The 21,757-nt window shown below is 62.1% G+C and carries 21 protein-coding genes; 18 read left to right on the top strand and 3 right to left on the bottom strand.

Annotated features, from left to right (window positions below):
• Nucleotides 1–144 precede the first annotated feature (144 nt).
• Together VLJ37_00305 and VLJ37_00300 are read right to left on the bottom strand one after the other, a co-directional pair.
• Nucleotides 145–621 (bottom strand): restriction endonuclease, encoded by a 477-nt coding sequence (locus tag VLJ37_00305; GenBank protein HSA58114.1) that lies wholly within the window; start codon nt 619–621, stop codon nt 145–147.
• 4 nt (nt 622–625) lie between these two features.
• Nucleotides 626–1,645 (bottom strand): TIGR04552 family protein, encoded by a 1,020-nt coding sequence (locus VLJ37_00300; GenBank protein ID HSA58113.1) that lies wholly within the window; start codon nt 1,643–1,645, stop codon nt 626–628.
• Nucleotides 1,646–1,740: 95 nt separating this feature from the next.
• On the opposite strand from VLJ37_00300, the gene eno reads away from it, so the two are divergent.
• The 3 genes from eno to rimO are packed head-to-tail and all read left to right on the top strand — an operon-like array spanning nt 1,741 to nt 4,860.
• Entirely contained in the window at nt 1,741–3,018 is a 1,278-nt protein-coding gene (eno, locus tag VLJ37_00295; protein HSA58112.1) for a phosphopyruvate hydratase, read from the top strand.
• 29 nt (nt 3,019–3,047) lie between these two features.
• A complete protein-coding gene (rimI, locus tag VLJ37_00290; GenBank protein ID HSA58111.1) occupies nt 3,048–3,521 on the top strand; it encodes a ribosomal protein S18-alanine N-acetyltransferase in 474 nt (157 codons plus the stop codon).
• Nucleotides 3,505–4,860, top strand: a complete 1,356-nt coding sequence (rimO, locus tag VLJ37_00285; protein ID HSA58110.1) for a 30S ribosomal protein S12 methylthiotransferase RimO — start codon at nt 3,505–3,507, stop codon at nt 4,858–4,860. The genes rimI and rimO overlap by 17 nt, the downstream gene beginning before the upstream one ends.
• Here the strand turns inward: rimO and VLJ37_00280 are convergent.
• Nucleotides 4,838–5,713, bottom strand: a complete 876-nt coding sequence (locus tag VLJ37_00280) for a hypothetical protein (GenBank protein ID HSA58109.1) — start codon at nt 5,711–5,713, stop codon at nt 4,838–4,840. The two genes, rimO and VLJ37_00280, sit on opposite strands and share 23 nt — an antisense overlap.
• A 66-nt stretch (nt 5,714–5,779) precedes the next feature.
• On the opposite strand from VLJ37_00280, the gene VLJ37_00275 reads away from it, so the two are divergent.
• The 15 genes from VLJ37_00275 to folP all read left to right on the top strand — a co-directional run bounded on the left by VLJ37_00275 (nt 5,780) and on the right by folP (nt 21,732).
• Complete coding sequence (locus VLJ37_00275; protein ID HSA58108.1) at nt 5,780–6,379, top strand: HNH endonuclease; 600 nt, start codon at nt 5,780–5,782, stop codon at nt 6,377–6,379.
• Nucleotides 6,376–7,296: an RluA family pseudouridine synthase gene (locus VLJ37_00270; GenBank protein HSA58107.1), complete on the top strand. Its 921-nt coding sequence runs from the start codon at nt 6,376–6,378 to the stop codon at nt 7,294–7,296. Before VLJ37_00275 ends, VLJ37_00270 begins: the two co-directional genes overlap by 4 nt.
• Nucleotides 7,293–7,940: a peptidoglycan editing factor PgeF gene (gene pgeF / locus VLJ37_00265; GenBank protein HSA58106.1), complete on the top strand. Its 648-nt coding sequence runs from the start codon at nt 7,293–7,295 to the stop codon at nt 7,938–7,940. Before VLJ37_00270 ends, pgeF begins: the two co-directional genes overlap by 4 nt.
• Before the next feature lie 79 nt (nt 7,941–8,019).
• On the top strand, nt 8,020–10,485 hold the full coding sequence (mutS, locus tag VLJ37_00260) for a DNA mismatch repair protein MutS (GenBank protein ID HSA58105.1): 2,466 nt from the start codon (nt 8,020–8,022) through the stop codon (nt 10,483–10,485).
• A complete protein-coding gene (locus tag VLJ37_00255) occupies nt 10,486–11,418 on the top strand; it encodes an N-acetylmuramoyl-L-alanine amidase (protein ID HSA58104.1) in 933 nt (310 codons plus the stop codon). It abuts the gene before it with no gap.
• Nucleotides 11,415–14,102 carry a [protein-PII] uridylyltransferase gene (gene glnD / locus VLJ37_00250; protein HSA58103.1) on the top strand — a complete coding sequence of 896 codons (2,688 nt, stop codon included), beginning with the start codon at nt 11,415–11,417 and terminating at the stop codon, nt 14,100–14,102. Before VLJ37_00255 ends, glnD begins: the two co-directional genes overlap by 4 nt.
• Nucleotides 14,081–14,467, top strand: coding sequence for a hypothetical protein (locus VLJ37_00245; protein ID HSA58102.1), 387 nt, complete (start codon nt 14,081–14,083; stop codon nt 14,465–14,467). The genes glnD and VLJ37_00245 overlap by 22 nt, the downstream gene beginning before the upstream one ends.
• Complete coding sequence (locus VLJ37_00240) at nt 14,460–15,314, top strand: SAM-dependent chlorinase/fluorinase (protein ID HSA58101.1); 855 nt, start codon at nt 14,460–14,462, stop codon at nt 15,312–15,314. Before VLJ37_00245 ends, VLJ37_00240 begins: the two co-directional genes overlap by 8 nt.
• Nucleotides 15,315–15,370: 56 nt before the next feature.
• Nucleotides 15,371–15,709: a hypothetical protein gene (locus VLJ37_00235; protein HSA58100.1), complete on the top strand. Its 339-nt coding sequence runs from the start codon at nt 15,371–15,373 to the stop codon at nt 15,707–15,709.
• A 60-nt stretch (nt 15,710–15,769) separates the two neighbouring features.
• Entirely contained in the window at nt 15,770–17,101 is a 1,332-nt protein-coding gene (miaB, locus tag VLJ37_00230) for a tRNA (N6-isopentenyl adenosine(37)-C2)-methylthiotransferase MiaB (protein HSA58099.1), read from the top strand.
• A 1-nt stretch (nt 17,102) separates the two neighbouring features.
• Nucleotides 17,103–17,591 (top strand): bifunctional nuclease family protein, encoded by a 489-nt coding sequence (locus VLJ37_00225; protein HSA58098.1) that lies wholly within the window; start codon nt 17,103–17,105, stop codon nt 17,589–17,591.
• Nucleotides 17,572–17,988 carry a VanZ family protein gene (locus VLJ37_00220; GenBank protein HSA58097.1) on the top strand — a complete coding sequence of 139 codons (417 nt, stop codon included), beginning with the start codon at nt 17,572–17,574 and terminating at the stop codon, nt 17,986–17,988. The genes VLJ37_00225 and VLJ37_00220 overlap by 20 nt, the downstream gene beginning before the upstream one ends.
• Nucleotides 17,989–18,007: 19 nt before the next feature.
• Nucleotides 18,008–18,949, top strand: a complete 942-nt coding sequence (gene tilS / locus VLJ37_00215; GenBank protein HSA58096.1) for a tRNA lysidine(34) synthetase TilS — start codon at nt 18,008–18,010, stop codon at nt 18,947–18,949.
• A 32-nt stretch (nt 18,950–18,981) separates the two neighbouring features.
• Nucleotides 18,982–20,907, top strand: a complete 1,926-nt coding sequence (gene ftsH / locus VLJ37_00210) for an ATP-dependent zinc metalloprotease FtsH (GenBank protein HSA58095.1) — start codon at nt 18,982–18,984, stop codon at nt 20,905–20,907.
• Nucleotides 20,908–21,732 carry a dihydropteroate synthase gene (gene folP / locus VLJ37_00205; GenBank protein HSA58094.1) on the top strand — a complete coding sequence of 275 codons (825 nt, stop codon included), beginning with the start codon at nt 20,908–20,910 and terminating at the stop codon, nt 21,730–21,732. It begins immediately after the preceding gene.
• Nucleotides 21,733–21,757: the final 25 nt, after the last annotated feature.

The raw sequence follows: 21,757 nt of genomic DNA, 5'->3' as shown, positions 1-21,757 counted from the left end.
GCCAGCAAATCTGCGCTCGAGAGGTGGTCTCTAAGTAGCTAATTTATAAAATTTATTAATTTTAACCGGGGCCGAAAACCGGTGAAATGGGCGGCAAGGAACGGGTCAAATTCGACCCAAACAAGTTGTTTTTTGACGGGGATGCTAGACCATCGGCAAGTCGGCCATCATCGCCTTGAGGCGGGCGCCGTCGATGAATTCCAGGGGGGCGAGTTCGGAGAGGGAGGGGATGTCCGCGGCAAAGGAGGCGTTGGTGAAAAAAAGCCCCTTCGAAAGCCGGTCCTGGACGATGACGTTCGAGACCTCCAGAATCTCCGCCGCTTGAACGACGCCGCCCGGTTCCAAATAGACGCAGCGGATGAAGAACTCGCCGCCGACGACGGGGGCGGGATTTTGGGCGCGAATGTCCAGGTTGTCGTCCGCCGTCCGGACGATTTCGCCGATCGTCAGCTTCATGCGCTCCAAGACCTCCACGCAGGCCTTTTCGAACTCGCGTTGCGTGAGTCCGCCGTCCTCGACGGTCAGCTTTTTCTTAGCGTGCTTGTCCGCCAGGGCGAGGAGGAGGATGAGGGCGAACCCGGCCCCGATGGCCCCGAAGGCGACGATGAGGACTTCGAGCATGTTTTTATTTCCCCGTCAGGCGCCGGAGAACGCCGCGCTTCTGGCGCTTTTTGTAGTTCTCGTGGCTGCTCTCGCCGGTGTTGTTGCCGGCCTCCGCGGCCTCGTCCACGATCTGGAACTCCACCAGGACGTAGGCGATCGAGCCCAGACTCTCCCGGTAGACCGAACCGCCCGACTGGGCGAGAAAGTTGTCCATCCGGACGGGGATATCCACGACGAACTTGCAGACCTTGTAGTTCTTCCCGGAATACTCCATCGACTTGGCGGAGCCCGAGAGGACCTTGCGGAGTTTGCCGAAGTGCGCCTCGAGGCGGTTTTTCTCCTTCAAGGAGATAAGCTGGTTCACGGAGGCGCCGGGAATCACGTAGTTGAAGGGGAGGACGGTGTGAAACAGATGCAGCAGGACGGTCATGATGTCTTCCCGCTTGCGGGTGACGATGCGGTACCGGACGCGGTCGTAGACCTGGGCGGCGATGGTCTCGCGCTTGCAGAGGAGCTTCGTGATGACGCTCTCCTTGGGCTTGCGGCCGCCTTTGTAGCGGAGGAGGGACGGGTCCGAAAGACTGAGCGAGGAGAGAGACCGCTCGATCTTGTCCTCCGCCAGGCTGAATAGGTCGCGGAGGCTGATGGGGCAGTTGTAGAGCAGCTCACGGCCGTCGATGTGGTTGACGATGTTCATCGTCTTGAGGAGGCCGCAGGCCTGGGTCTGAAGCGTGCGGTCACGCTTCACGATATCGGAAGCCGTCTTGAAAAGAACGAGGACCTCGGAGCCGTCCTCGAAGGGTTTGAGGAGCTCCGGGGCGATGCCGAACTGCAGCTCCCTTTGGAGGTAGGCGACGGCCTCCGCCTGGATGGATCGAAGCCTCTCCAGGTCCTTGGGGCGGTCCAGGTCGAACTCGTTCACCTTCAAAAAATCCCGGACCTCGTCGTCGTTTTTGAAGAGCAGACGGTGGCTGTCGATGACCGAACGGCCCTTGAGCACGAGCTTGAGCAGGGCGAGATCCTGGGGAGAGAGGTCCGTCATTCCGGGGCAAGGTATCAAAAACCTTTGGGAATGTCACGACGTTGACAGTGATGAGACAGTTCAATACAAGAATTGGATCGCGGGAGGTTTTCATCGTGGCGAAAATTCAGACGATCAAGGCGCGCGAGGTCCTCGATTCCCGGGGTTGGCCCACGGTGGAGGCGGATGTGACCCTCGACTCGGGCGTAACGGGCCGCGCGGCCGTGCCTTCGGGGGCCTCGACCGGCACCTTCGAGGCCGTCGAGCTTCGTGACGGCGACGAGAGCCGTTACCTGGGCAAGGGCGTCCGCAAGGCCGTCGCGAACGTCGGCGTCATCGCCGCCAAGGCCAAGGGGTTCGCGGCGGGAAGGCAGAAGGAACTCGATTCGCTCCTCTTGGAGCTGGATGGCACGCCAAACAAGGAAAATCTGGGTGCCAACGCCGTCCTCGCCGTGTCGCTCGCCTACGCGCGCGCCTCGGCGGAGGCGAAGAAGCAGCCGCTGTACCGCTACGTCGCCGACCTGTCCGGCTCCGCAGGGGTCACGCTCCCCGTGCCGCTCATGAACGTCGTCAACGGCGGCAAGCACGCCGACAACCCCCTCGACATCCAGGAATTCATGCTGGCGCCTTGCGGCGATTCTTACGGCAACTCTCTCAGGATGGGAGCTGAAGTCTTCCATCACCTCAAGAAACTCCTCGCCTCGAAAAAGCTCGCCACCGCGGTGGGCGACGAGGGCGGCTTCGCCCCGCAGCTGGGCTCGAACCGCGAGGTCTTGGATCTCTTGACGGAGGCGGTCCGGAAGGCGGGCTACCGGCTGGGAACGGACGTCTTCTTCGCCCTGGACGTCGCGTCCACGGAGGTCTTCAAGGACGGCAAGTACGCGTTGGCGACGGAGGAGGGGAAAAAGACGGAAGTTACCGACCTCATTCTTTATTATCAGAAACTCTGCGCCGATTATCCGATCGTCTCCATCGAGGACGGCTTGGCGGAGGAGGACTGGGTCGGGTGGGCGAATCTCACGCGCACCTTGGGGGACAAGGTCCAGCTGGTCGGAGACGACCTCTTCGTGACCAACCCGGAACGTTTGAAGAAAGGCATCAAGGCCAAGGCCGGGAACGCCATTCTGATCAAGGTGAACCAGATCGGGACGCTGTCCGAGACCTTGGAGGCGATCCGGATCGCCAAGGAAGCCGGATACCGCACGGTCATTTCGCATCGTTCGGGCGAGACGGAGGACACGACCATCGCCGATATCGCGGTCGGTTGTGACGCCGGCCAGATCAAAACGGGCAGCCTTTCGCGCTCCGAGCGGTTGGCCAAGTACAATCAACTGTTGCGAATCGAAGAGGAATTGGGGGGGAAGGCCGTCTACCCGGGCAGAAAGGTGTTTTGAAATCTCCCGATCAAATCGCTGGCCGTCGAATGAACGGGGACGTTGTCATCGAAAGGATGAAGGAGTCCGATCTCTCCGAGGTGATGGCCATCGAGACGGTCTCCTTTCCGACGCCGTTCACGCTCAACCTCTTCCGAATGGAGTTGAACCTGAATGTCGCGCACCTTTTCGTGGCGCGGAGCGAAGGCAATATCGTGGGCTATATCGACTATTGGCGCGTGGGGCCCGAGGTGCACCTGATCACGATCGCCGTCCATCCCGATTGGAGGAAGCTGAGCATCGCCTCCCGGCTCATCGAGTCCATGCTCGAGGACGCCCGAAAAAACAAGGTGGAGAGCGTCTCCCTGGACGTCCGTCCCTCCAACGCGGCCGGGCTCAGGCTTTACTCCAAGTACGGGTTCCGCCAAGTGGGCGTCCGTAGGAAATATTATCAGGACAACGATGAGGATGCCCTCGTGCTCGGTCTCTCCCTCAAGGAAGAATCGCGTGACGCCAAGCCCTAAGTCCATTTGCATGGTCTCGCTCGGCTGCGCCAAGAACCTGGTCGACGCCGAGATGATCCTCGGATACCTCAAGAAGGACGGATTCCGGTTCTCCACCGATCCCGCGAAGAGCGACGTCATCATCGTCAACACCTGCGGCTTTCTGGAGGCCTCGCGGAAGGAATCCATCGACCAGATCCTTCAGATGGCCCGATACAAGGAGGCGGGGACCTGCCGGGTCCTGGTGGCCTCGGGCTGTCTCTCGCAGAAACACGGGGAGGAGCTGGCGAAAGAGATGCCGGAGGTCGATCTGTTCGTGGGGACGGGGGAATTCGACCGGATCGGGGCGTTTTTGAGGGCGCGATTCGCCGAGGTAGGGGCACGGCGCGCCGTGCCCGTACACGTCAGCTCCCGCCAAATCCTCCCCGACCCCGACCTCCCGCGTGTCCTCTCGACCCCCGGGCACTACAGCTACCTGAAAATCTCCGAGGGTTGCTCCCACATCTGCTCCTTCTGCACGATCCCCTCGATCCGGGGCCGCCTGAAGAGCCGGACGATGGACTCGGTCGTGCGCGAGGTCGAGGGGTTCGTCGGCGAAGGCGTGAAGGAGTTCAACCTGATCGCCCAGGACTTGAACGAGTACGGCCGCGACCTGAAGGACGGCACGACCCTGGCAAGACTCCTGGAGAGGCTGGACAAGCTCCGGGGAGAGTTCTGGCTCCGTCCACTCTACATGTACCCTCTCGAGTTCAACGACCGCCTGATCGGGACGATTCGGGACGCGGAACACATCGTGAAATACGTCGACATGCCGCTCCAGCACATCAGCGAGCGGATATTGCTCTCCATGAAGCGGGGCTCGCCGTCGCGGTACGTGCGCCAGCTGATCGGAAAGCTTAAGAAGGAGATTCGGGACGTCGCGCTCCGGACGACGTTCATCGTGGGCTACCCCGGCGAGACCGAAGAGGAGTTCCAGGAGCTTTGCGATTTCGTCTCGGAGGCGGAGTTCGACCGCGTGGGCGTCTTCAGGTTTTCGGTCGAGGAAGGCACGGCCGCGGCGACGCTGCCGGACCAGATCGGCGCGAAAATGAAGGACGAACGTTACGAACGCCTGATGGCCCTGCAGAGGCAGATCTCGCGGAAGAAGAACCAGGCCCTGGTCGGCCGGAGGCTGAAGGCCCTCTGCGAGGGTCCGATGCCGGAGGGCGGCGGATTCTTCAAGGCGCGTCTCGCCTCGCAGGCCCCCGAGATCGATGGGATCACCGTCCTTGCGGGCAAGAATCTCCCCGCAGGGGAGTTCTTGGACGCAAGGGTCCTCAAGGCCGCCGACTACGACCTTATCGCCGAATGTTCTCCCTGATCCACCGCCTCACAAACCGCGTCGGCCGGCAAGGGTGCCGCACGAATACCGAGCCGAAGCTCACCGCCTTGGCGCCCATGTCGGTCACCCTTTGAATGTCCTCGTATTCCCACACAGACGGACCGATGACCGGGATTCTTGTCGCGATCGCCAACTCCCCGACCATCTTCCACGTGTATGCCTGGATGATCCGGCCGGAGACGCCGCCGCCGCCTAAGTTTGCGAGGGGGGAGGGGCGGTCCGGGAAGATCGCGGCCCACGGAATGCTGTTGATGGCGAGGGCCTGGATCTTCGGCTCCTTGGCCAATTCCTTGGCGATACCGACGTAGTCGTGGGTGAAGGAGAGCTTCGCGATCAACGGAACGAACGAGAGCCGGGCGGCGTGGCGCGCGATGGCGAGAATCTTCTCCGTCGTGCGGTCGGTGAGATCCTTCGTGTTGGGACAGGAAAGATTCAGCTCGATGGCCCGGATTCGCTGGCCCTCCAGGAGCTGGATCATTTCCGCGACCTCCAGTTCGTCGCGCGACTCAACGGAAGCCACCAGGTGGAATCGTTCGGAGATCCGCGGCGCGACCGCTTTGAGCCACCAGTCGATCCCCGGGTTGGTGAGCCCGATCGCGTTGACGACCCCGCCGCCTTTTATCGCCTTCACCACGCTCCAAGGGTGCGACCAGCGCAGATTCCCTTCGCGCGGACTGCGGGTCAGCGTCTTCGTCACGTTCGTGAAGAGGGCGGGATCGAGCAGGCCCACCCACTTGAGGGGTTTTTCCCAGGGCCAACCCTGCCCGTCGTAGGCCAGCGCCCCGGAGGCGGTCATGAACTTGAATTTGTGGCCGTTGGAAAGCGTAATCACTTGCATCACCTATGACGGATTGCGTCTTGACGATCAACGCATTTCATACGATTCTGGCCTCTGAAAATGCTGACCTCCCAAGTACTTGTCCTGAATCGCTCTTACATCCCGATTCACGTCACCTCTTTGCGCCGCGCGTTCACGCTGCTCTACATGGGGATCGCCAAGGCGGTCGACCGCCAGTACGAGACCTTCGACTTCCAGAGCTGGAGCGAGCTCGCGGTGGCCGACCATCACGAAAAGATCGGCCTCATCAACCGCATGATCCGTGTCCCGCGCGTGATCCTGCTGCAGACCTACGACCGCGTACCGAAGCGGCACGTCCGGTTTTCAAGGCACAACATCTACCTGCGGGACGCCAACACCTGCCAGTTTTGCGGCAAACACCTGCCGCGGACGGACCTGAATCTGGACCACGTCGTTCCGCGCACCCAGGGCGGCAAGACGACGTGGGAGAACGTGGTCACGAGCTGCATCCCCTGCAACCGCAAGAAGGGGGGGCTCTCGCCGGCCCAGGCGCACATGAAGCTCATCCGCACGCCGTCGCGCCCCCATTGGACGCCGTTCATGGACCTTTCGTCCCGCGTGGTCCGGCACGAGGAGTGGAGGCCGTTCTTCAACATCGTCGACTTCTCGTATTGGAATCTGGAATTGAAAGAAGATTGAATAAGACCCGCCTTGACGCCTATCTGGCGACCCAGCACAAGCACTACAGCCGGACCCAGATCAAGAAGCTGATCGACGACGGCTTCGTCCTGGTCAACGGGGAGAAGCGCAAGCCGAGCTTTCTCCTCCACGGCGGGGAGGACATCGAAATGGTCCGCCGGGCGCCGGAGATCCCGAAGGCCGAGGCCGAAGAGATCCCGCTGGACATCCTTTACGAGGATGACGATTTGCTAGTCATCAATAAGGCCGCTGGGATGGTGGTCCATCCGGCGCCGGGGCATTACAAGGGGACGTTGGTGAGCGCCATTTTGCATCATTTGGGTGGTGGACCGGTCGGGGCATGGCGCGCCATGCCCCTACGACCGGGAATCGTCCATCGCCTCGACAAAGGCACATCCGGGGTTATGGTCGTCGCGAAGAACGACCTGGTGCAACGGAAGCTCGCCCAGCAGTTCAAGGACCGGAAGGTCGACAAGACCTACCAGGCCCTGGTCTTCGGCGCCTTCAAGCAAAAGGCGGGCACGATCGACGTCCCCATCGGGCGCGACACGGTCCACCGGAAGAAGTTCTCGAGCCGCACGAAGTTCGCGCGGAGCGCCGTGACGCATTGGAAGGTGGCGCGCTCTTTTGCGGGGCTCACGCTCCTGGAGATCGCCCTCGAGACCGGGCGCACGCACCAGATCCGCGTCCATCTTTCGGAGGCGCATCATCCGATCGTGGGCGACGCGGCCTACGGCGCCAAGAGCCATCTGTCGTCGATCAAGGACGAAGCCGTCCGGACGCGTCTGGAGTCGCTCACACGCCCCATGCTCCATGCCTGGAAGCTGTCGTTCCGGCATCCGAAGAGCGAAGAGCGCTTGTCGTTCGAAGCCCCACTCCCCGAGGATTTCCGGTCCGTGATAGAATCGCTGCCATGATCGCCTCTCCCTTGCTTCGAGCCGTCCCCGGAATCGCCCACGGCTTCGGAACGATCGCCGATCCCCGACCGGCCCATACCGTGACCGTCAAACAAGTCCACGGCGTCCGTATTTTGGAACCGGAGGCCGTTCTCGCCGATGAACCGGATGGTTTCGATACGGTTCTAACGGATCGCCCAGGCGTCGCCGTGGCGGTCAAGACCGCCGACTGCCTGCCGATTCTCGTCGTGGAGCCGAAGGCCCGCATCGTCGCCGCCGTTCACGCGGGGTGGAAGGGGACGTTGCAGCGGGCCGTCCAAGCCGCGATCCGGCGGATCGTCGAAAGGGGCGGTCGGGCGGAAAACCTCGTCTGCGCCCTCGGGCCCAACATGGCCGCGGGTTGCTTTGAGGTGAAGGAGGACGTGAAGGGGGACTTCGAGCGCGAGTTCCCCGGATGGCCGATCCTCAAACGCCTTTCGGAGACGAAGTGGCTCTTGGACGTCGCTCTGACCAACCGGCTTCAGCTCCGGGAATCGGGCGTTTCCGACGCCCAGGTCGATCGCATCGACCTCTGCACCCACTGCCGCCCGGACCTCTTCTGGTCCTACCGCCGCGACGGCGAAGCCGCGGGACGGATGGTGAATTTCATCCAACTTTTGGGTTGAGCAATCCTGCCAACTTGATACCTCCTAGCCACACCCTGACGGGTGCGATTCAGTCGTTTATTTTTTCGAGGTGTGAAACGTGTCCGACGCATCTGAAACGCCGATGCTCAAGCAGTACCGGGAGATTAAGGAGAGCTGCAAGGACGCCATCCTCTTCTACCGGATCGGGGATTTCTACGAGATGTTCTACGACGACGCCGTGACCGCCTCGAAGGTCCTGGACATCGTTTTGACCTCCCGCAACAAGAACGACCCGAACCCCGTGCCCCTCTGCGGCGTGCCCCATCATTCCTACGAGCCGTACCTCAACAAGCTGATCGAGAAGGGCTATAAGGTGGCCGTTTGCGACCAGGTCGAAGACCCCAAGGACGCCAAGGGCGTCGTCCGGCGGGAGGTCACGCGCGTGGTCACCCCCGGGCTCGCCGGTTTTCTGAACGGCGTCGACCGCGCGCAAAAGGCGGTCCATCACTATTTGGTGGCCGTCCACCGCGATGGCGAGGTTTGGGGCATTGCCTTCACGGACATCGCCACGGGCGACTTTCGTTGCCTGGAGATGTCCGGGGACGAGGCCGCGCTCCTCTCCGAGCTGGGCGGCCTGGAGCCCCGCGAGGTCGTCGTTTCGGAAGGGGCGGACGTGTCCGGAACACTGAAGGGGCGATTTGTCGTCAGCCGCGTCCCCGTTTGGGTCTGGGACGAGACCTACGCGCGGAAGATCCTCTGCGACCAGTTCCAAACGGCCACGCTCTCCGGATTCGGGTGCGAGGCGGCCCCCGCGGGGGTCATCGCCGCGGGCGCCGTCCTTCACTACGTCCGGGAGACGCAAAAGGTCGGTCGGATGGCCCATCTTCGGGCCTTGCGTCTCCACGACGGGAGGGAGCGGATGAGGATCGGAGAGGATTCGCGCAAGAACCTGAACGTCGACGAACTGGCGGACCTTCTGGACCGGACCAAGACCGCGATGGGGGCGCGCAAGTTCCGGGAATGGTTCTTGGCCCCCCTGGTCCAAAAGGCGAAGATCGAGGAACGGCTGGACGCCGTCGGGGAGCTGTCCGGACGGCCCCGGGTCTTGGAGGCGGTTCAGGCCTGTCTGCAGAACGTCTACGACCTGGAGAGGATCAGCAGCCGGCTGTCGCTCGGCACGGCGAATGCGCGCGACATGCGCGCCCTGGCGGATTCCCTGGAGGCCCTCGGCCGGACGGCGCCGATCCTGTCGGAGCTGAAGACGGCCGTTTTTTCCCGCCTGGCGTCGGATTGGGACGCGTCTCCAAAGCTGAAGGAGGAGATCGCGAAGACCCTGGTCGACGCACCGCCATTGGGGCTCAAGGACGGAGGGATCGTCCGGGACGGCGTCCGCACGGAGCTGGACGAGCTAAAGAAAATCCAGGCCGACGCCAAGGGCGCCATCGCCGCGATCGAGGAGCGCGAGAGGAAGAGGACGGGCATCGCCTCCCTCAAGGTCCGATTCAACCAGGTCTTTGGCTATTACCTGGAGGTCACCGCCGCGCACCTCTCCAAGGTCCCGCCGGATTTCATCCGCAAGCAGACGCTGACGAACGCCGAACGGTTCATTACGCCGGAGCTGAAGTCCTTCGAGGACAAGGTGCTCGGCGCGGAGGAGAGGATCAAGGGGCTGGAATACGAAATCTTCTGCCAACTGCGCGAAAAGGCGCTCGCGTCGGTTCCCGCCCTCCAAGCCCAGGCCGAACGGGTCGCGGAGCTGGACGCCCTTCAAAGCCTCGCGGAATACGCGCGCGGGACCCGCGCCGTCCGTCCGGAGATCCGGGAGGACGGCGTTCTCAGGATCCGGCAGGGGAGGCACCCGCTGGTGGAGAACAATCTGCCCGCCGGGAGTTTCGTGCCCAACGATCTCTCCGTGGACGCCGCCGCCGACCGTCTCCTCATGATCACGGGCCCGAACATGGCCGGAAAATCGACGGTTATCCGGCAGGCGGGCGTGATCGCCTTGATGGCGCAGGCGGGGTCCTTCGTCCCGGCGGATTCCGCCGAGATCGGAATCGTCGACCAGATCTTCACCCGGGTGGGCGCCGCCGACCGGCTCGCCCGCGGCGAAAGCACCTTCATGGTGGAGATGTGCGAGACGGCAAACATCCTTCACAACGCGACGGAGAAAAGCCTGGTCCTCTTGGACGAAATCGGGCGCGGCACGTCCACCTTCGACGGCATCTCCATCGCCTGGGCCGTGGCCGAACACCTCCACGACGTCCTCAAGTCGCGGGCGCTCTTCGCCACTCATTATCACGAGCTGATCGACCTTGCCGTGACGCGGCGAGGGATCAAGAATTGCAACGTCGCGGTGAAGCAGGACGGCGATGACGTCGTCTTCCTCTACCGCCTGGTCCCCGGCGGCATGAACCACAGCTTCGGCATCCACGTCGCCCGCCTGGCGGGTCTCCCGCCGGAGGTTGTCGAGCGCGCGAAGGAGGTGCTCAAGAACCTGGAATCGGGTGAGCTCGAGCCCGAAGGGCAGCCGCGGATCGCCAAGAAGAGGTCGAAAAGGGGTGAGGGACAGGAGAGCCTGTTTTAAATGAGGTTCCGTTTCATCGGCGTGGCGGCTGTGACATGCGCGTTCCTTGCGGCCGCTTCGCCTTCGACCGCGCGGATGAACGGGGTCGAGGCGGTCATCAAGGCCCAGAAGAAGGAAGAACCCGCCAAGAAGTCCGCTGCGGCGAAAGCGGCGCCGAAGAAAACGATTTCCAAGCCGACGAAACAACCGGAAACCCGGCCTGAATCCCAGCCCTCCGAAGCGCCACAACCTCCGATCATCGTGATCGACCCCGGGCATGGAGGAAAGGATCCGGGAGCCATCGGAAGCTTCGGCAAGAAAAAGAAAAAATGGATCGTCCGGGAGAAAGACGTCGTCCTTCAAATGTCCAAGCAGTTGGCGGCGGTCTTTAAGAAGAAGCTGGGCGCCAAGGTTTCCTACACGCGGTCCGACGACCGCTTCATCACCCTGGGCGAGCGGAACCGCATCGCCAACCGCCGCCAGTGCGATCTCTTCCTCTCCGTCCACGCCAACGCCGCGAAAAATCCCAAGGCCGAAGGCCTGGAGATCTATTCCCTCAATAAGGCGACCGACGAGGCGTCCCGGAGGCTCGCGGCTCGCGAGAACGAGGGGGCGCCGGCGGAGGAAAAGGACATCGAGGCGATCCTCTCGGACCTCCTCCAGACGGCGGTGGCCGAGGAGTCGGTTGAGCTGGCCTCCGACGTCGAGACGGCGCTCAGAAAGAGGCTGGAGGCCAGATACAAGTTCGGGCGGATCGAGTCGAAGACCGCGCTTTTTTACGTGCTTGTCGGCGCCAAATGCCCGAGTCTGTTGATCGAGACCGGGTTCGTCACCAATGAAAAGGAAGGAAAGCGCTTGAAGCAGGGGAGCTACCAAAAAGACCTGGCGAACGCGATCGCGGAGGGCGTCGCGGCCTATCTCGCCAAGTCCGAGGACGCGGGGGGGGACTTGTGAGCGGAGAGGAGCTCCAGATCGTGCTCGACGGCGACGTCCTCGGCACCGTCAGATCCTTTTTGGAGAAGGTGGAGAAGAGGATTTCCGCCCTTCACGAAGGGAACGAAGACCCGCTGCCGGCCATTCAATTCCGCACGGAGGCGATGGACCGTCTGCTCGAAGCCCTCTATCTCAAGGCGGAACGGGACTACGGCCGCCCCGGGGGGGGCTTCCGCGCGGCCCTTTTAAGCCAGGGGGGTTACGGGCGGAAGGAACTCTGTCTTCACTCCGATATCGACGTTCTCTTCCTCTACGACGGCAAGGCTCAGGAGTTCGTGAAATTTCTGAACGAGCGCGTCCTGCAACCGCTCTGGGACGCGGGTCTCGAGGTGGGGTTCGCGGTCCGGACCGTCCGCGACTGCAAGAAACTGATGGACGAGGACATGACGATCCTGACGTCCCTGCTCGACGCGCGCCATCTGGTCGGCGACCGGACGCTGTCCGACGAGTTGCAGGCAACCGTGGAAAAGTACTTTTCCTCCAAAGGCAACCGCGACCGCTTCCTCAATCGGAAGATCGCCGAAAACGAGGAGCGGCAGGAGAAATACGGCGGGTCGGTCTACCTCCTCGAGCCGAATATCAAGGAAGGCGAGGGGGGATTGCGCGATTACCACTCGGTTTACTGGTTCGCGCGCATCTTCGACCGCATCCGGGAGCCCGCCGACATGGTCGCCCGGGGCACGTTCACCGAGGCGGAGTTCGGATCCCTTTGGGAGGCTCTCCGTTTCCTTTGGAGGCTCCGGAACGAACTCCATCGCCGCGCGGGACGGCGGTCGGACCAGTTGGTTGTCGAATACCAGGAGCCGATCGCGCATTGGTTCGGCTACAGCAACACGTCCCAGTTCCTGGGCGTCGAGACGTTCATGCAGAAATACTACAGCGTGGCGGCCACGATCCGGAACCTCACGGACAAGGCCCTCCGGCGCCTGAACCGCCGCGAGCCGTCGCTCTTTCCGCCCCCCGAGATTCCTCTCCAAGACAAAAACTGCCGGATCGTCGACGGCCGCCTGACTCCCGCCACGGCGGATCTCTTCGAGCGGGAACCGATTTATTTCCTCAAAATCTTCGAGCTGGGGCGGAAACTGGGTGTCGAACTGGATGACGTGGCCAAAGAGCGGATCGAACAGAGCCTGCCCCGGATGGACGAGGTCTTTCGCACGTCGCCCGTCGCTTGCGCGTTCTTCAAGACCATGCTCTCCGACTTCGTGGGTCTCGGGACCATGCTGGAGACGATGAACGACTTGGGCGTCTTGGGGACCTTTTTGCCGGAGTTCGGCAAACTAAGATTCCGCGTGCAACACAACCTCTATCACGTCTATACGGTCGACGTTCATTCCCTCTTCGCCGTCTCGGAGCTGGGCAAGATCGCCCAGGGGGACTACTCTCAAAAACATCCCACGGTGACGGAGATCGTCCGCGGCGTGACGGCGCCCGACCGGAAGACCCTGCTCGCGTTTTCGATCCTCTACCACGACGTGGGCAAGGGCGAAGGGAAGGGGCACGTGGAGCGCGGCGCACCGCTGATTCGCGAGGCCGCCAAGCGTTTGGGATTTCCGCCGGCGGACGTCGACGCCCTGGAGTTCCTGGAGCGGAGCCATCTCATCATGACCCACGTGGCGTTCCGGCGCGATTTGGAAGAGCAGAACCTGATCATCCGGTTCGCCCGCGCGATGCAAAGCCTGGAAAGTTTGGGCATGCTCCACGTTCTGACCTTCTGCGACGTGAAGGCGGCCAACCCGGACGCCATGACCGACTGGAAGGCCGCCTTGCTCGACGTGCTTTACCTCAAGACGCGCGGGGTGCTGGAGAAGGGCACGTTCACCAAGGAAAAGGTCTCGGAACTGGTCGCCAAGGTCTTGGTCGAGGTGATCCGGCTCTTTCCCCTCGAGGAGGACCGCGAGAAGTGCCGCGAGTTTTTCTCGATGATGTCGCCTAGGTACCTCCTCGCCACACCGCCCCAGCAGATCGCCCATCACGTCGAGCTCTGGGAGAGGTTCCGACTGAATCCGATCGTCTTCGAGGCGAGGCCGGTCGAGCGGGAGGGTTTAAGCGAGGTGACGCTCTTCACCTGGGAGGGTTCGGCGCTCTTCTCGCGCATGGCGGGCCTCTTCGCCGCCCACAACATCAACATCCTGGATGCCCAGCTCAATCTCTCCAACCGGGGCCATGCCCTGCAGGTCTTCAGGGTCGTGGACCACGAGGGTCACATGATCGACGCCTCGGACGGCAAGTGGGAACGGGTGGAAAAGGACTTGCGGGACGTCCTTCAGGGGAGGGTCCCTCTCGAGACCCTCGTGGCCGAAAAATTCCGGCCTTCGCTCTTCAAGAAGAAAGTCGCCCACGTGGCGCCCGCCCGCGTGGACATCGACAACGACGTTTCCGCCTACTACACCGTCATCGACATCTACTCCCAGGACCGGACGGGCCTCCTTTACCAGATCACCTCCATGCTCTCGGCCCTGGGGCTGTACGTGGACGTGACGAAGATCTCGACCAAACTCGACCAGGTGGCGGACACGTTTTACGTGAGGGACATCTTCGGTCACAAGATCACGTCCCAAGAGCGTCTCGCCCGCATCAAGGAGGCCCTCCTGAAAGTCATCGAGGAGGCCCCGACGCCCGATTGGCGTCCGCCCAAGTTCTGAGGTATGTTGTCGCGGTGAACCCGAGCAACCGCGGCCGGGAGGTCCTTCTTTACGTCCTGGGGACCCTCCGGGAGTTTTATCCCTATGTCATCGCGGGCCTTGCCACCGCCCTGGCCCTGCTCTTGCGCATTCCGGACAAGATTTTCATGATCGCCGCGGGCCTTCTCGCCGTCGGCCTACTCGTTTACTACCGGTACAACGAGTCCAAGAAGATGAAACAGCGGACCTACGAGGCGATGTCCCCCGATCTCCGGGACGAGATCAACCGGGAACGGCGCCAGAACCTGGAAAAGAGGCGGAAATTCACGGATGCGATGGACAGGGCGTCCTCCGGAGGCGGAGGAGGGCCTCCCTCCCGTGGTTAATCCTCTCATTACTCTCACGACCGACTTTGGGACCGCCGATGGTTACGTCGGCGCCGTGAAGGGCTCCATCCTCTCCATCAACCCCAGGGCTCGCCTGGTCGATCTGTCCAACGAGATTCCATCCTATGACATCGTCGTCGGCGCGTATCATTTGGGGTGCGCCTTTTCGTTCTACCCGAAGGGGACGATCCATCTGGCCGTCGTCGATCCGGGCGTGGGCAGCCGGCGCCATCCGATCCTCGTCAAGACCAAGAATCACTTCTTCGTCGGCCCGGACAACGGGCTCTTTACGCTTGTGACGCTCCGCGACCCGGTCGTGGGCGTCTTCGAGCTCACGAAGACGCGCTACTTCCTCTCGGAGGTCAGTTCGACCTTTCACGGCCGCGACCTTTTCGGTCCTGTGGCGGCGCATCTCTCCAGGGGGGTGCCGCCGTCCGCGTTCGGCCGGAGGCTGCCGTCGATCCAGACGCGTCCCGAGTTTTCCGTGCTGCGGACTCCAAAGGGCTGGGAAGGGGAGATCCTCTTCTTCGACAAGTTCGGGAATGCCTTCACTAATTTGCATCGGGGGGAGATACCGCTCTCCACCCCGAACCCCCCATCTGTAAGGCCGCGACTGGACCATTCTCTCCGGAAGGAAACCTTCCTCCGTTCATTATCGGTTTATTGGCGGGGCAGGCGCCTTCCTTTATACAGGACCTATTCCGATATACCTCCCCGCATGCCGGGGGCCCTCTTCGGGAGCTCGGGATTCCTGGAGATCGCCTTGCGGGAGGATTCCTTTGGAGACCGGTTCCGCGCGCGGCGCGGTGACGCGGTCCGCTTACTCGCTGCGTCATTAAGGTCCTGAAATACTGTTGAAAATCGTTCAAAAGAGTTTACAAGTGGAAGGTGGGGTTGCCACTCATGAAGATCAAGATTTGCATCGAGCCGGGATGCAAAAACGCTCAAACGACCAAGGATTACTGCCGGCTCCACTATCTGAAGAACTGGAAGACCATCAAGGACGCCGAGCAAAAAAAGGCGGCCGATCGTCTGAACAAGTACGTCGAGGGCATCGTCAAGAAATTTCCGGACAAGTACGTGGACGTCATCCGCCGCGAGATCCGCACCGACCGGGGCGACCTCCAGCGAGCCGTCGACGAACCCGCCGACGAGCAGGACTCCTACGAGAGCTTTGGAATCACGGAGGACGACGGCCTGGACAAGCTCATCACCCGCATCAAATTAGATAAAGACTTTTAGAGCCTGTGAGCGACGAAGGAGCGTTACAGGCTCTTATGCCGCGACAGCGGCGCCTCCCCGATGAAAAAATATTACATCAAGACCTACGGCTGTCAGATGAACGAGCACGATTCCCGGAAAATGGAGGCCTTGCTCGCCAAGGACGGCTACGTGTGCGCGTCAAACGCCGCGGATGCCGACGTGGTCGTTCTCAACACCTGCAGCATCCGGGAAAAATCCTATCACAAGGCGGTTTCGCAGATCGGCCGCATGAAAAGGGAAGGGGAGGGCAAGGTCCTGGCGGTCACGGGCTGCGTCGTCTCGCACGCCGGCGAAAAGATCTTAAAACAATTCCCTCAGGTCGACATGGTGTTGGGCCCCGATCATATCGCGTCACTCCCCGAATTGGCGCGGCGTTCGGAGGGAGGGGCGGGGCGATTCTCGAAAATCGATTTTTCCGATTTGAGCGATTACGAGTTTCCCTCTCCCATCCTCACGGGCCAGCGGCAGGTCAAAGGCATGGTGACGATCATGAAGGGTTGCGACAACGCATGCTCCTTCTGCATCGTGCCGTTCACGCGCGGCGCGGAAGTGTCTCGTGCCTCCGGAGACATCATTGACGAGATCAACCGCCTGACCGCCCAGGGCGTCCGGGAGGTGATGCTCCTGGGTCAGAACGTCAACTCCTACGGCAAGGGATTGGCGGAGAAAACGAACTTCGCCCGACTTCTCCGCCGTGTCGACGAGGAGACGACGGTCGACCGGCTCCGCTTTACGAGCCCTCACCCCAAGGACCTCTCGCCGGCCCTGATCGAGGAATACGCGCGCAACCGGCGGTTGTGCCCGCACATCCATTTGCCCGTCCAGTCGGGGTCGAACCGGATCCTGAAACGAATGCGACGGTCTTACACGCGCGAAGTTTATTTGAGGAAGGTGGAAAGATTGAGGCGGGCCGCGCCCGACGTCGCGATCACCACCGACATCATCGTGGGCTTTCCAGGCGAAACCGAAGAAGATTACGAGGCGACCCTGTCTCTCGTCCGCGAAGTCGGGTACGACGCGAGCTACTCCTTCGTCTACAGCCCGCGCCCGGGAACGGAGTCCGCCGGATTCCCGGACGACGTGCCGCCGGGTGTCAAACGGGAAAGGTTCGCCCGATTGCAGGATCTGCAGGCGGGGTTGTCTCTCGCCAAGAACCGGTCGCGCATCGGACGGGTGGAGGAGGTCCTGGCGGAAGGCCCATCGTACGATGGCCCCAAGCTGGGAAAGCCCCAACTCACCGGCCGCACGCCGCACGGACGGATCGTAAATTTCGATGGTGGGCCCGAAATCGCGGGTGTTATACTGAAAATCGAGATCACCGGCGCGTCGGCCTATTCGCTCAAGGGAGAGATCATTGGACCCATTCATTGAAATGAAGGTGACGGGATTGACGATCGATCCCTTCACGAACATGCCCATCATCATCCTCAAGGACTTGGATGAGAAGAGCGCGCTTCCCATCTGGATCGGTTTGATCGAGGCCTCGGCCATCGCGACGGAATTGGAAAAGATCAAGCTTGCCCGGCCGATGACGCACGACCTCATGAAGAATATCCTGCACACGCTTGACGTCCGCGTGGCCCGCGTCGAGGTGAACGACCTGGCGGACAACACCTTTTACGCGCGCATCTACCTCGCCGCCGGCGGCAAGGAGCACGTCATTGATTCGAGGCCGTCGGACGCCATCGCCCTCGCGCTCCGCGCGGGAGCGCCCATCTTCGTGGACCGGAAGGTCATCGAAAAATCCAGGCAGATCGACCTGAACAAGGAAGGGATTTCCGGGGAGAAGGGCGAGAAGGAGAAATGGGCCGAGTTCCTGGAAAACCTCAACCCGGAAGACTTTGGAAAATACAAAATGTAGGGTTGGCCCCGCGATCCGGTGGCTGGCCGTCGCCGCCTACGCGGGGTTTCTCTTTTACCTCTCGTCGCTTCATCACGTCTCGCTCCCGCGCTTCCCGTTTTCCGACAAGTTTGTTCATGCCTTTTTTTACGCCGGATTCGGCTCGGTGTTCGTCTGGGCCTTCGATCCCCTGGCGCGGGGCTGGGCGCCCGCCCGCGTCCTTCTCACGGCCGGGCTCGCGGCCTTCCTGTACGGGGTGACGGACGAGTTTCACCAACGCTTCGTGCGGGGCCGGTCGCCCGAGGCGGCCGACTTGATTTTTGACGCGCTGGGTGGGTTGTTGGGAGGGGGGCTTTATCTCGCGCTCCGACGTAAGGGAAAAGCTAAGACGCACGATTCGCCGGTCGTCTCTCTTTGATCCCGGTGAGAAGGTCCTGGTGGCGGTGTCAGGAGGCGTCGATTCCGTCGTCCTCCTGCACCTGCTCCGGTTCCTGCCTCAGGAATCGAGGCCCCGGCTCGCCGTCGCCCATTTCGACCACAACCTCCGCGGAAGGGCCTCGGCCGCCGACCGTCGGTTCGTGCGCGGCCTGTGCGCCTCGTGGGGGGTTCCTTTCCTCAGCGCCAAGGCGCCCCGGTGGCGGACGCGGGAGAACGTCGAGGCCCGGGCCCGCCAGATGCGTTACCGGTTTCTCGTCCGCGCGGCTCGAAAATTCGGCTCCAAAAAGATCGCGACCGCGCATCACGCCGACGACCAGCTCGAGACCTTCGCCATGCGATGGATTCAGGGCGCGGGGCTGCGCGGTCTTTCGGGCATGAGGCCCCGGAGGGCGCTGGAGGACGGGGGCGTCGAGGTGATCCGGCCGCTCATCGATGCAACCCGCGCCGAGATCCTGGCCTGCGCGCGGGCCACCCGCCTCCCGTACCGCGACGACGCGACCAATCGGAGCCGTCTCTATCTGCGAAACCGCCTCCGCCAATTCCTCAGGTCCCTTCAACGGGAAAATCCCAATCTGGCGGAAAGAACGGCCCTGAACGCCATCTTCCTGCAGGCCGATGAGGACAGGCTGAACGCCGAAATTCAGTCGATGTTTCAAAGACATGGCCGCAGATCTTTCAAGGGGATTGGCAAGAAGGCGGATTTTCCGCTCTTCAAGTATCGCTTGATGCCCGGGGCCCTGCGCTACCGCCTGATTCAAAAGATGGCCCAGTCGCTTCTTGGGGAGTCCTACGCGCTTCCCGCCGTCGCCGTCCTCAAGGTGGATGAAATCCTTCAGGATTTAAAATACGGTCAGAGCTACGATCTGCCGTCCGGGTTGGGGTTGGAAAAGGGCAGGCAACGCTTTGTTTTCTTTCGAAAATCTCCCAAGAATTCGGATTGATTCAGCGAGACCCGCGTGTTAGCGTTTAACTAATGCGTCAATCCCAAAAAACCATCGCCCTCTGGGCCATCATCGTCCTTCTTTCCATCTCCGTCCTGCACTTCCTGAACACGCGTCCGGTCGTTCGCAAGACGATCTCCTTCAGCGAGTTCATCGCGGCCGTCCAGGGCGGCCAGGTGGAAAAGGTGACGGTCCAGGGCGAGGAATACGTGGGCAAGTTCAAGGACGACGTCCAGCAGGGGGCCTTTTTCGAGACCGTGGGGCCCGCCGACAGCGAGAAGGCGTTCGAGCTTCTGAATAAGTCGGGAACGGTCCTCGAGTACAAGAGGCCGCGCGAGACCCCGCTTTGGCAGCAGATCCTCATTTCGTGGCTCCCCATGCTCCTGCTCTTCGCCTTCTTTTTCTTCTCGATGCGCCAGATTCAGATCGGCGGCGGGCGCGCGATGAGCTTCGGGCGCAGCCGCGCGCGGCTGCTCTCCGAATCGCAGAAAAAGGTGACGTTCAAGGACGTCGCGGGTGTCGAGGAAGCCAAGTACGAGCTGGAGGAGGTCATTCAGTTCCTGAAGGACCCCAAAAAATTCACGAAGCTCGGGGGGCGGATCCCCAAGGGCGTGCTCCTCATCGGGGCGCCCGGGACCGGCAAGACGCTGCTCGCCAAGGCGGTCGCCGGCGAGGCGGGCGTGCCGTTCTTCTCCATCAGCGGGTCGGACTTCGTCGAAATGTTCGTCGGCGTGGGAGCCTCCCGGGTGCGGGACCTCTTCGAGCAGGGCAAGAAACACGCGCCGTGCATCATCTTCATCGACGAGATCGACGCCGTCGGCCGCCATCGCGGCGCGGGGTTGGGCGGCGGGCACGACGAACGCGAGCAGACGCTCAATCAACTCTTGGTCGAGATGGACGGATTCGAGTCGAACGAGGGCGTCATCATCATGGCGGCGACCAACCGGCCGGACGTGCTCGATCCGGCGCTCCTCCGTCCGGGCCGTTTCGACCGCCGCGTGGTCGTCCCGCGTCCCGACGTGAAGGGTCGCGAGGAGATCCTGCAGGTGCACGCGCGGCGGACGGTCCTGGCGCCTCAGGTGGATCTGTCGATCATCGCGCGCGGCTCTCCGGGCTTTTCCGGCGCGGACCTCGAAAACTTGGTCAACGAGGCGGCGCTGAACGCGGCCCGCTACAACAAGAAATTCATCGAGATGGAGGACTTTGAGCTCGCCAAGGACAAGGTGATCATGGGCGCGGAGCGCAAGAGCATGATCCTGGCGGAGGACGAGAAGCGGATGATCGCCTATCACGAATCCGGGCATACCCTCGTGGCCCGCTCGCTCCCGGGCACCGATCCCGTCCACAAGGTGACGATCATCCCCCGCGGGATGGCGCTGGGGCTCACCCAGCAGCTCCCGCTCGACGAAAAACACATCCATTCCAAGGACCAGGCGGAGAATACGGTTTCGGTCTTGATGGGAGGACGTTTGGCCGAGGAGCTGATCTTCAATCAGAAGACGACCGGGGCGGGCGACGATATCGACAAGGCCACCGACCTCGCCCGGAAGATGGTCTGCGAGTGGGGGATGAGCGATCTGGGGCCTCTGGCCTTCGGGCGCAAGGAAGGCGAGATCTTCCTCGGCCGGGACATGGTCCAGCAGCAGGAGTACAGCGAGAAGACCGCGATCGAGATCGACGAAGAGGTCAAGAAGATCATCAACCGCAACTACGAGCGCTCCAAGGGGATCCTCCAGGAAAAAATAGACGCCCTGCACCGGCTGGCCCAGGCCCTCTTGGAGTTCGAATCCCTCGACGGAGAGCAGATCGACCAGGCGATCCGCGGCGAGAAGGTGAACCAGACCCGTCCGCCTAAGCCGTCCGCCACGCCGCCTCCGGCTCCGGTGACCACCTCGCCCGAAGGCGTCTCCCGCAAGACTCCCGGATTTCATCCGATTCCCGAACCAGGGAAAGCCTGATTGCGAATCGGCAGCCGCGATTTTGATTTGACCGGGCGTGTGCACGTCATGGGCATCCTGAACGTGACCCCCGATTCGTTTTCCGATGGAGGCCGTTTTCTGGACCCGGAATCGGCCCTCGACCACGCCCTTCGAATGCAGGAGGAAGGCGCGGACGTGATTGACGTGGGGGCCGAATCGACCCGCCCCGGTTCGTCTCCGATCACGGAGGAGGAAGAGTGGAAACGACTCCTGCCCGTCCTTCGGAAGGTCCTCCCCCGCATCAAGATTCCCGTTTCGATCGATACACAGAAGCCCGGCGTGGCAGACTTGAGCCTCCAGGAGGGCGCGGCCATGATCAACGACGTCTCCGCCCTCCGCCGGGAAGGGATGGCGGAAGTGGCGGCCCGCCATCGAGTGCCCGTTATTCTCATGCACATGCGGGGGGAGCCGCCCACGATGCAGCGGAATCCCTCCTATGAGGACGTCGTCCAGGAGGTGTTGCGCTTTTTGCAGGAGAGGATCCGTTTTGCCGTCGATCGCGGAATCGACCGCGACAAAATCATGGTCGATCCGGGCCTGGGCTTCGGCAAGCGTTTCGAGGATAATTTGGCCCTCCTGAATGATTTGAACGAGTTCGGGGCCCTTCGCGCGCCGATCGTCGTCGGGGCGTCCCGGAAGTCATTCTTGCGAAAAATCTTCGGGGCGGACGAAAAGGCCCTCTGGACGGGCAGCGCCGCCGCCGCCGTCCTCGCGGCCTCGAAAGGCGCGTCGATTCTGCGCGTCCACGACGTGGCCGTGACTAAGGCCGCAATTCGTCTTGCAGACCCGAACTCATTTTTATAGTGAACGTAGGAAGGTTACCTTCCGG

This window comes from bacterium (genome assembly GCA_035454885.1).
GTDB lineage: Bacteria > UBA10199 > UBA10199 > JACPAL01.
This window is presented reverse-complemented; position numbering and strand designations above follow the sequence as displayed.

Bases quoted from the DNA above. Each gene is read 5' to 3' on its own strand.
- VLJ37_00305 (HSA58114.1), bottom strand. From the start codon at position 621: ATGCTCGAAGTCCTCATCGTCGCCTTCGGGGCCATCGGGGCCGGGTTC.
- VLJ37_00300 (HSA58113.1), bottom strand. From the start codon at position 1,645: ATGACGGACCTCTCTCCCCAGGATCTCGCCCTGCTCAAGCTCGTGCTC.
- rimI (HSA58111.1), top strand. From the start codon at position 3,048: ATGAACGGGGACGTTGTCATCGAAAGGATGAAGGAGTCCGATCTCTCC.
- VLJ37_00275 (HSA58108.1), top strand. From the start codon at position 5,780: ATGCTGACCTCCCAAGTACTTGTCCTGAATCGCTCTTACATCCCGATT.
- pgeF (HSA58106.1), top strand. From the start codon at position 7,293: ATGATCGCCTCTCCCTTGCTTCGAGCCGTCCCCGGAATCGCCCACGGC.
- VLJ37_00255 (HSA58104.1), top strand. From the start codon at position 10,486: ATGAGGTTCCGTTTCATCGGCGTGGCGGCTGTGACATGCGCGTTCCTT.
- VLJ37_00235 (HSA58100.1), top strand. From the start codon at position 15,371: ATGAAGATCAAGATTTGCATCGAGCCGGGATGCAAAAACGCTCAAACG.
- miaB (HSA58099.1), top strand. From the start codon at position 15,770: ATGAAAAAATATTACATCAAGACCTACGGCTGTCAGATGAACGAGCAC.
- VLJ37_00225 (HSA58098.1), top strand. From the start codon at position 17,103: ATGAAGGTGACGGGATTGACGATCGATCCCTTCACGAACATGCCCATC.
- ftsH (HSA58095.1), top strand. From the start codon at position 18,982: ATGCGTCAATCCCAAAAAACCATCGCCCTCTGGGCCATCATCGTCCTT.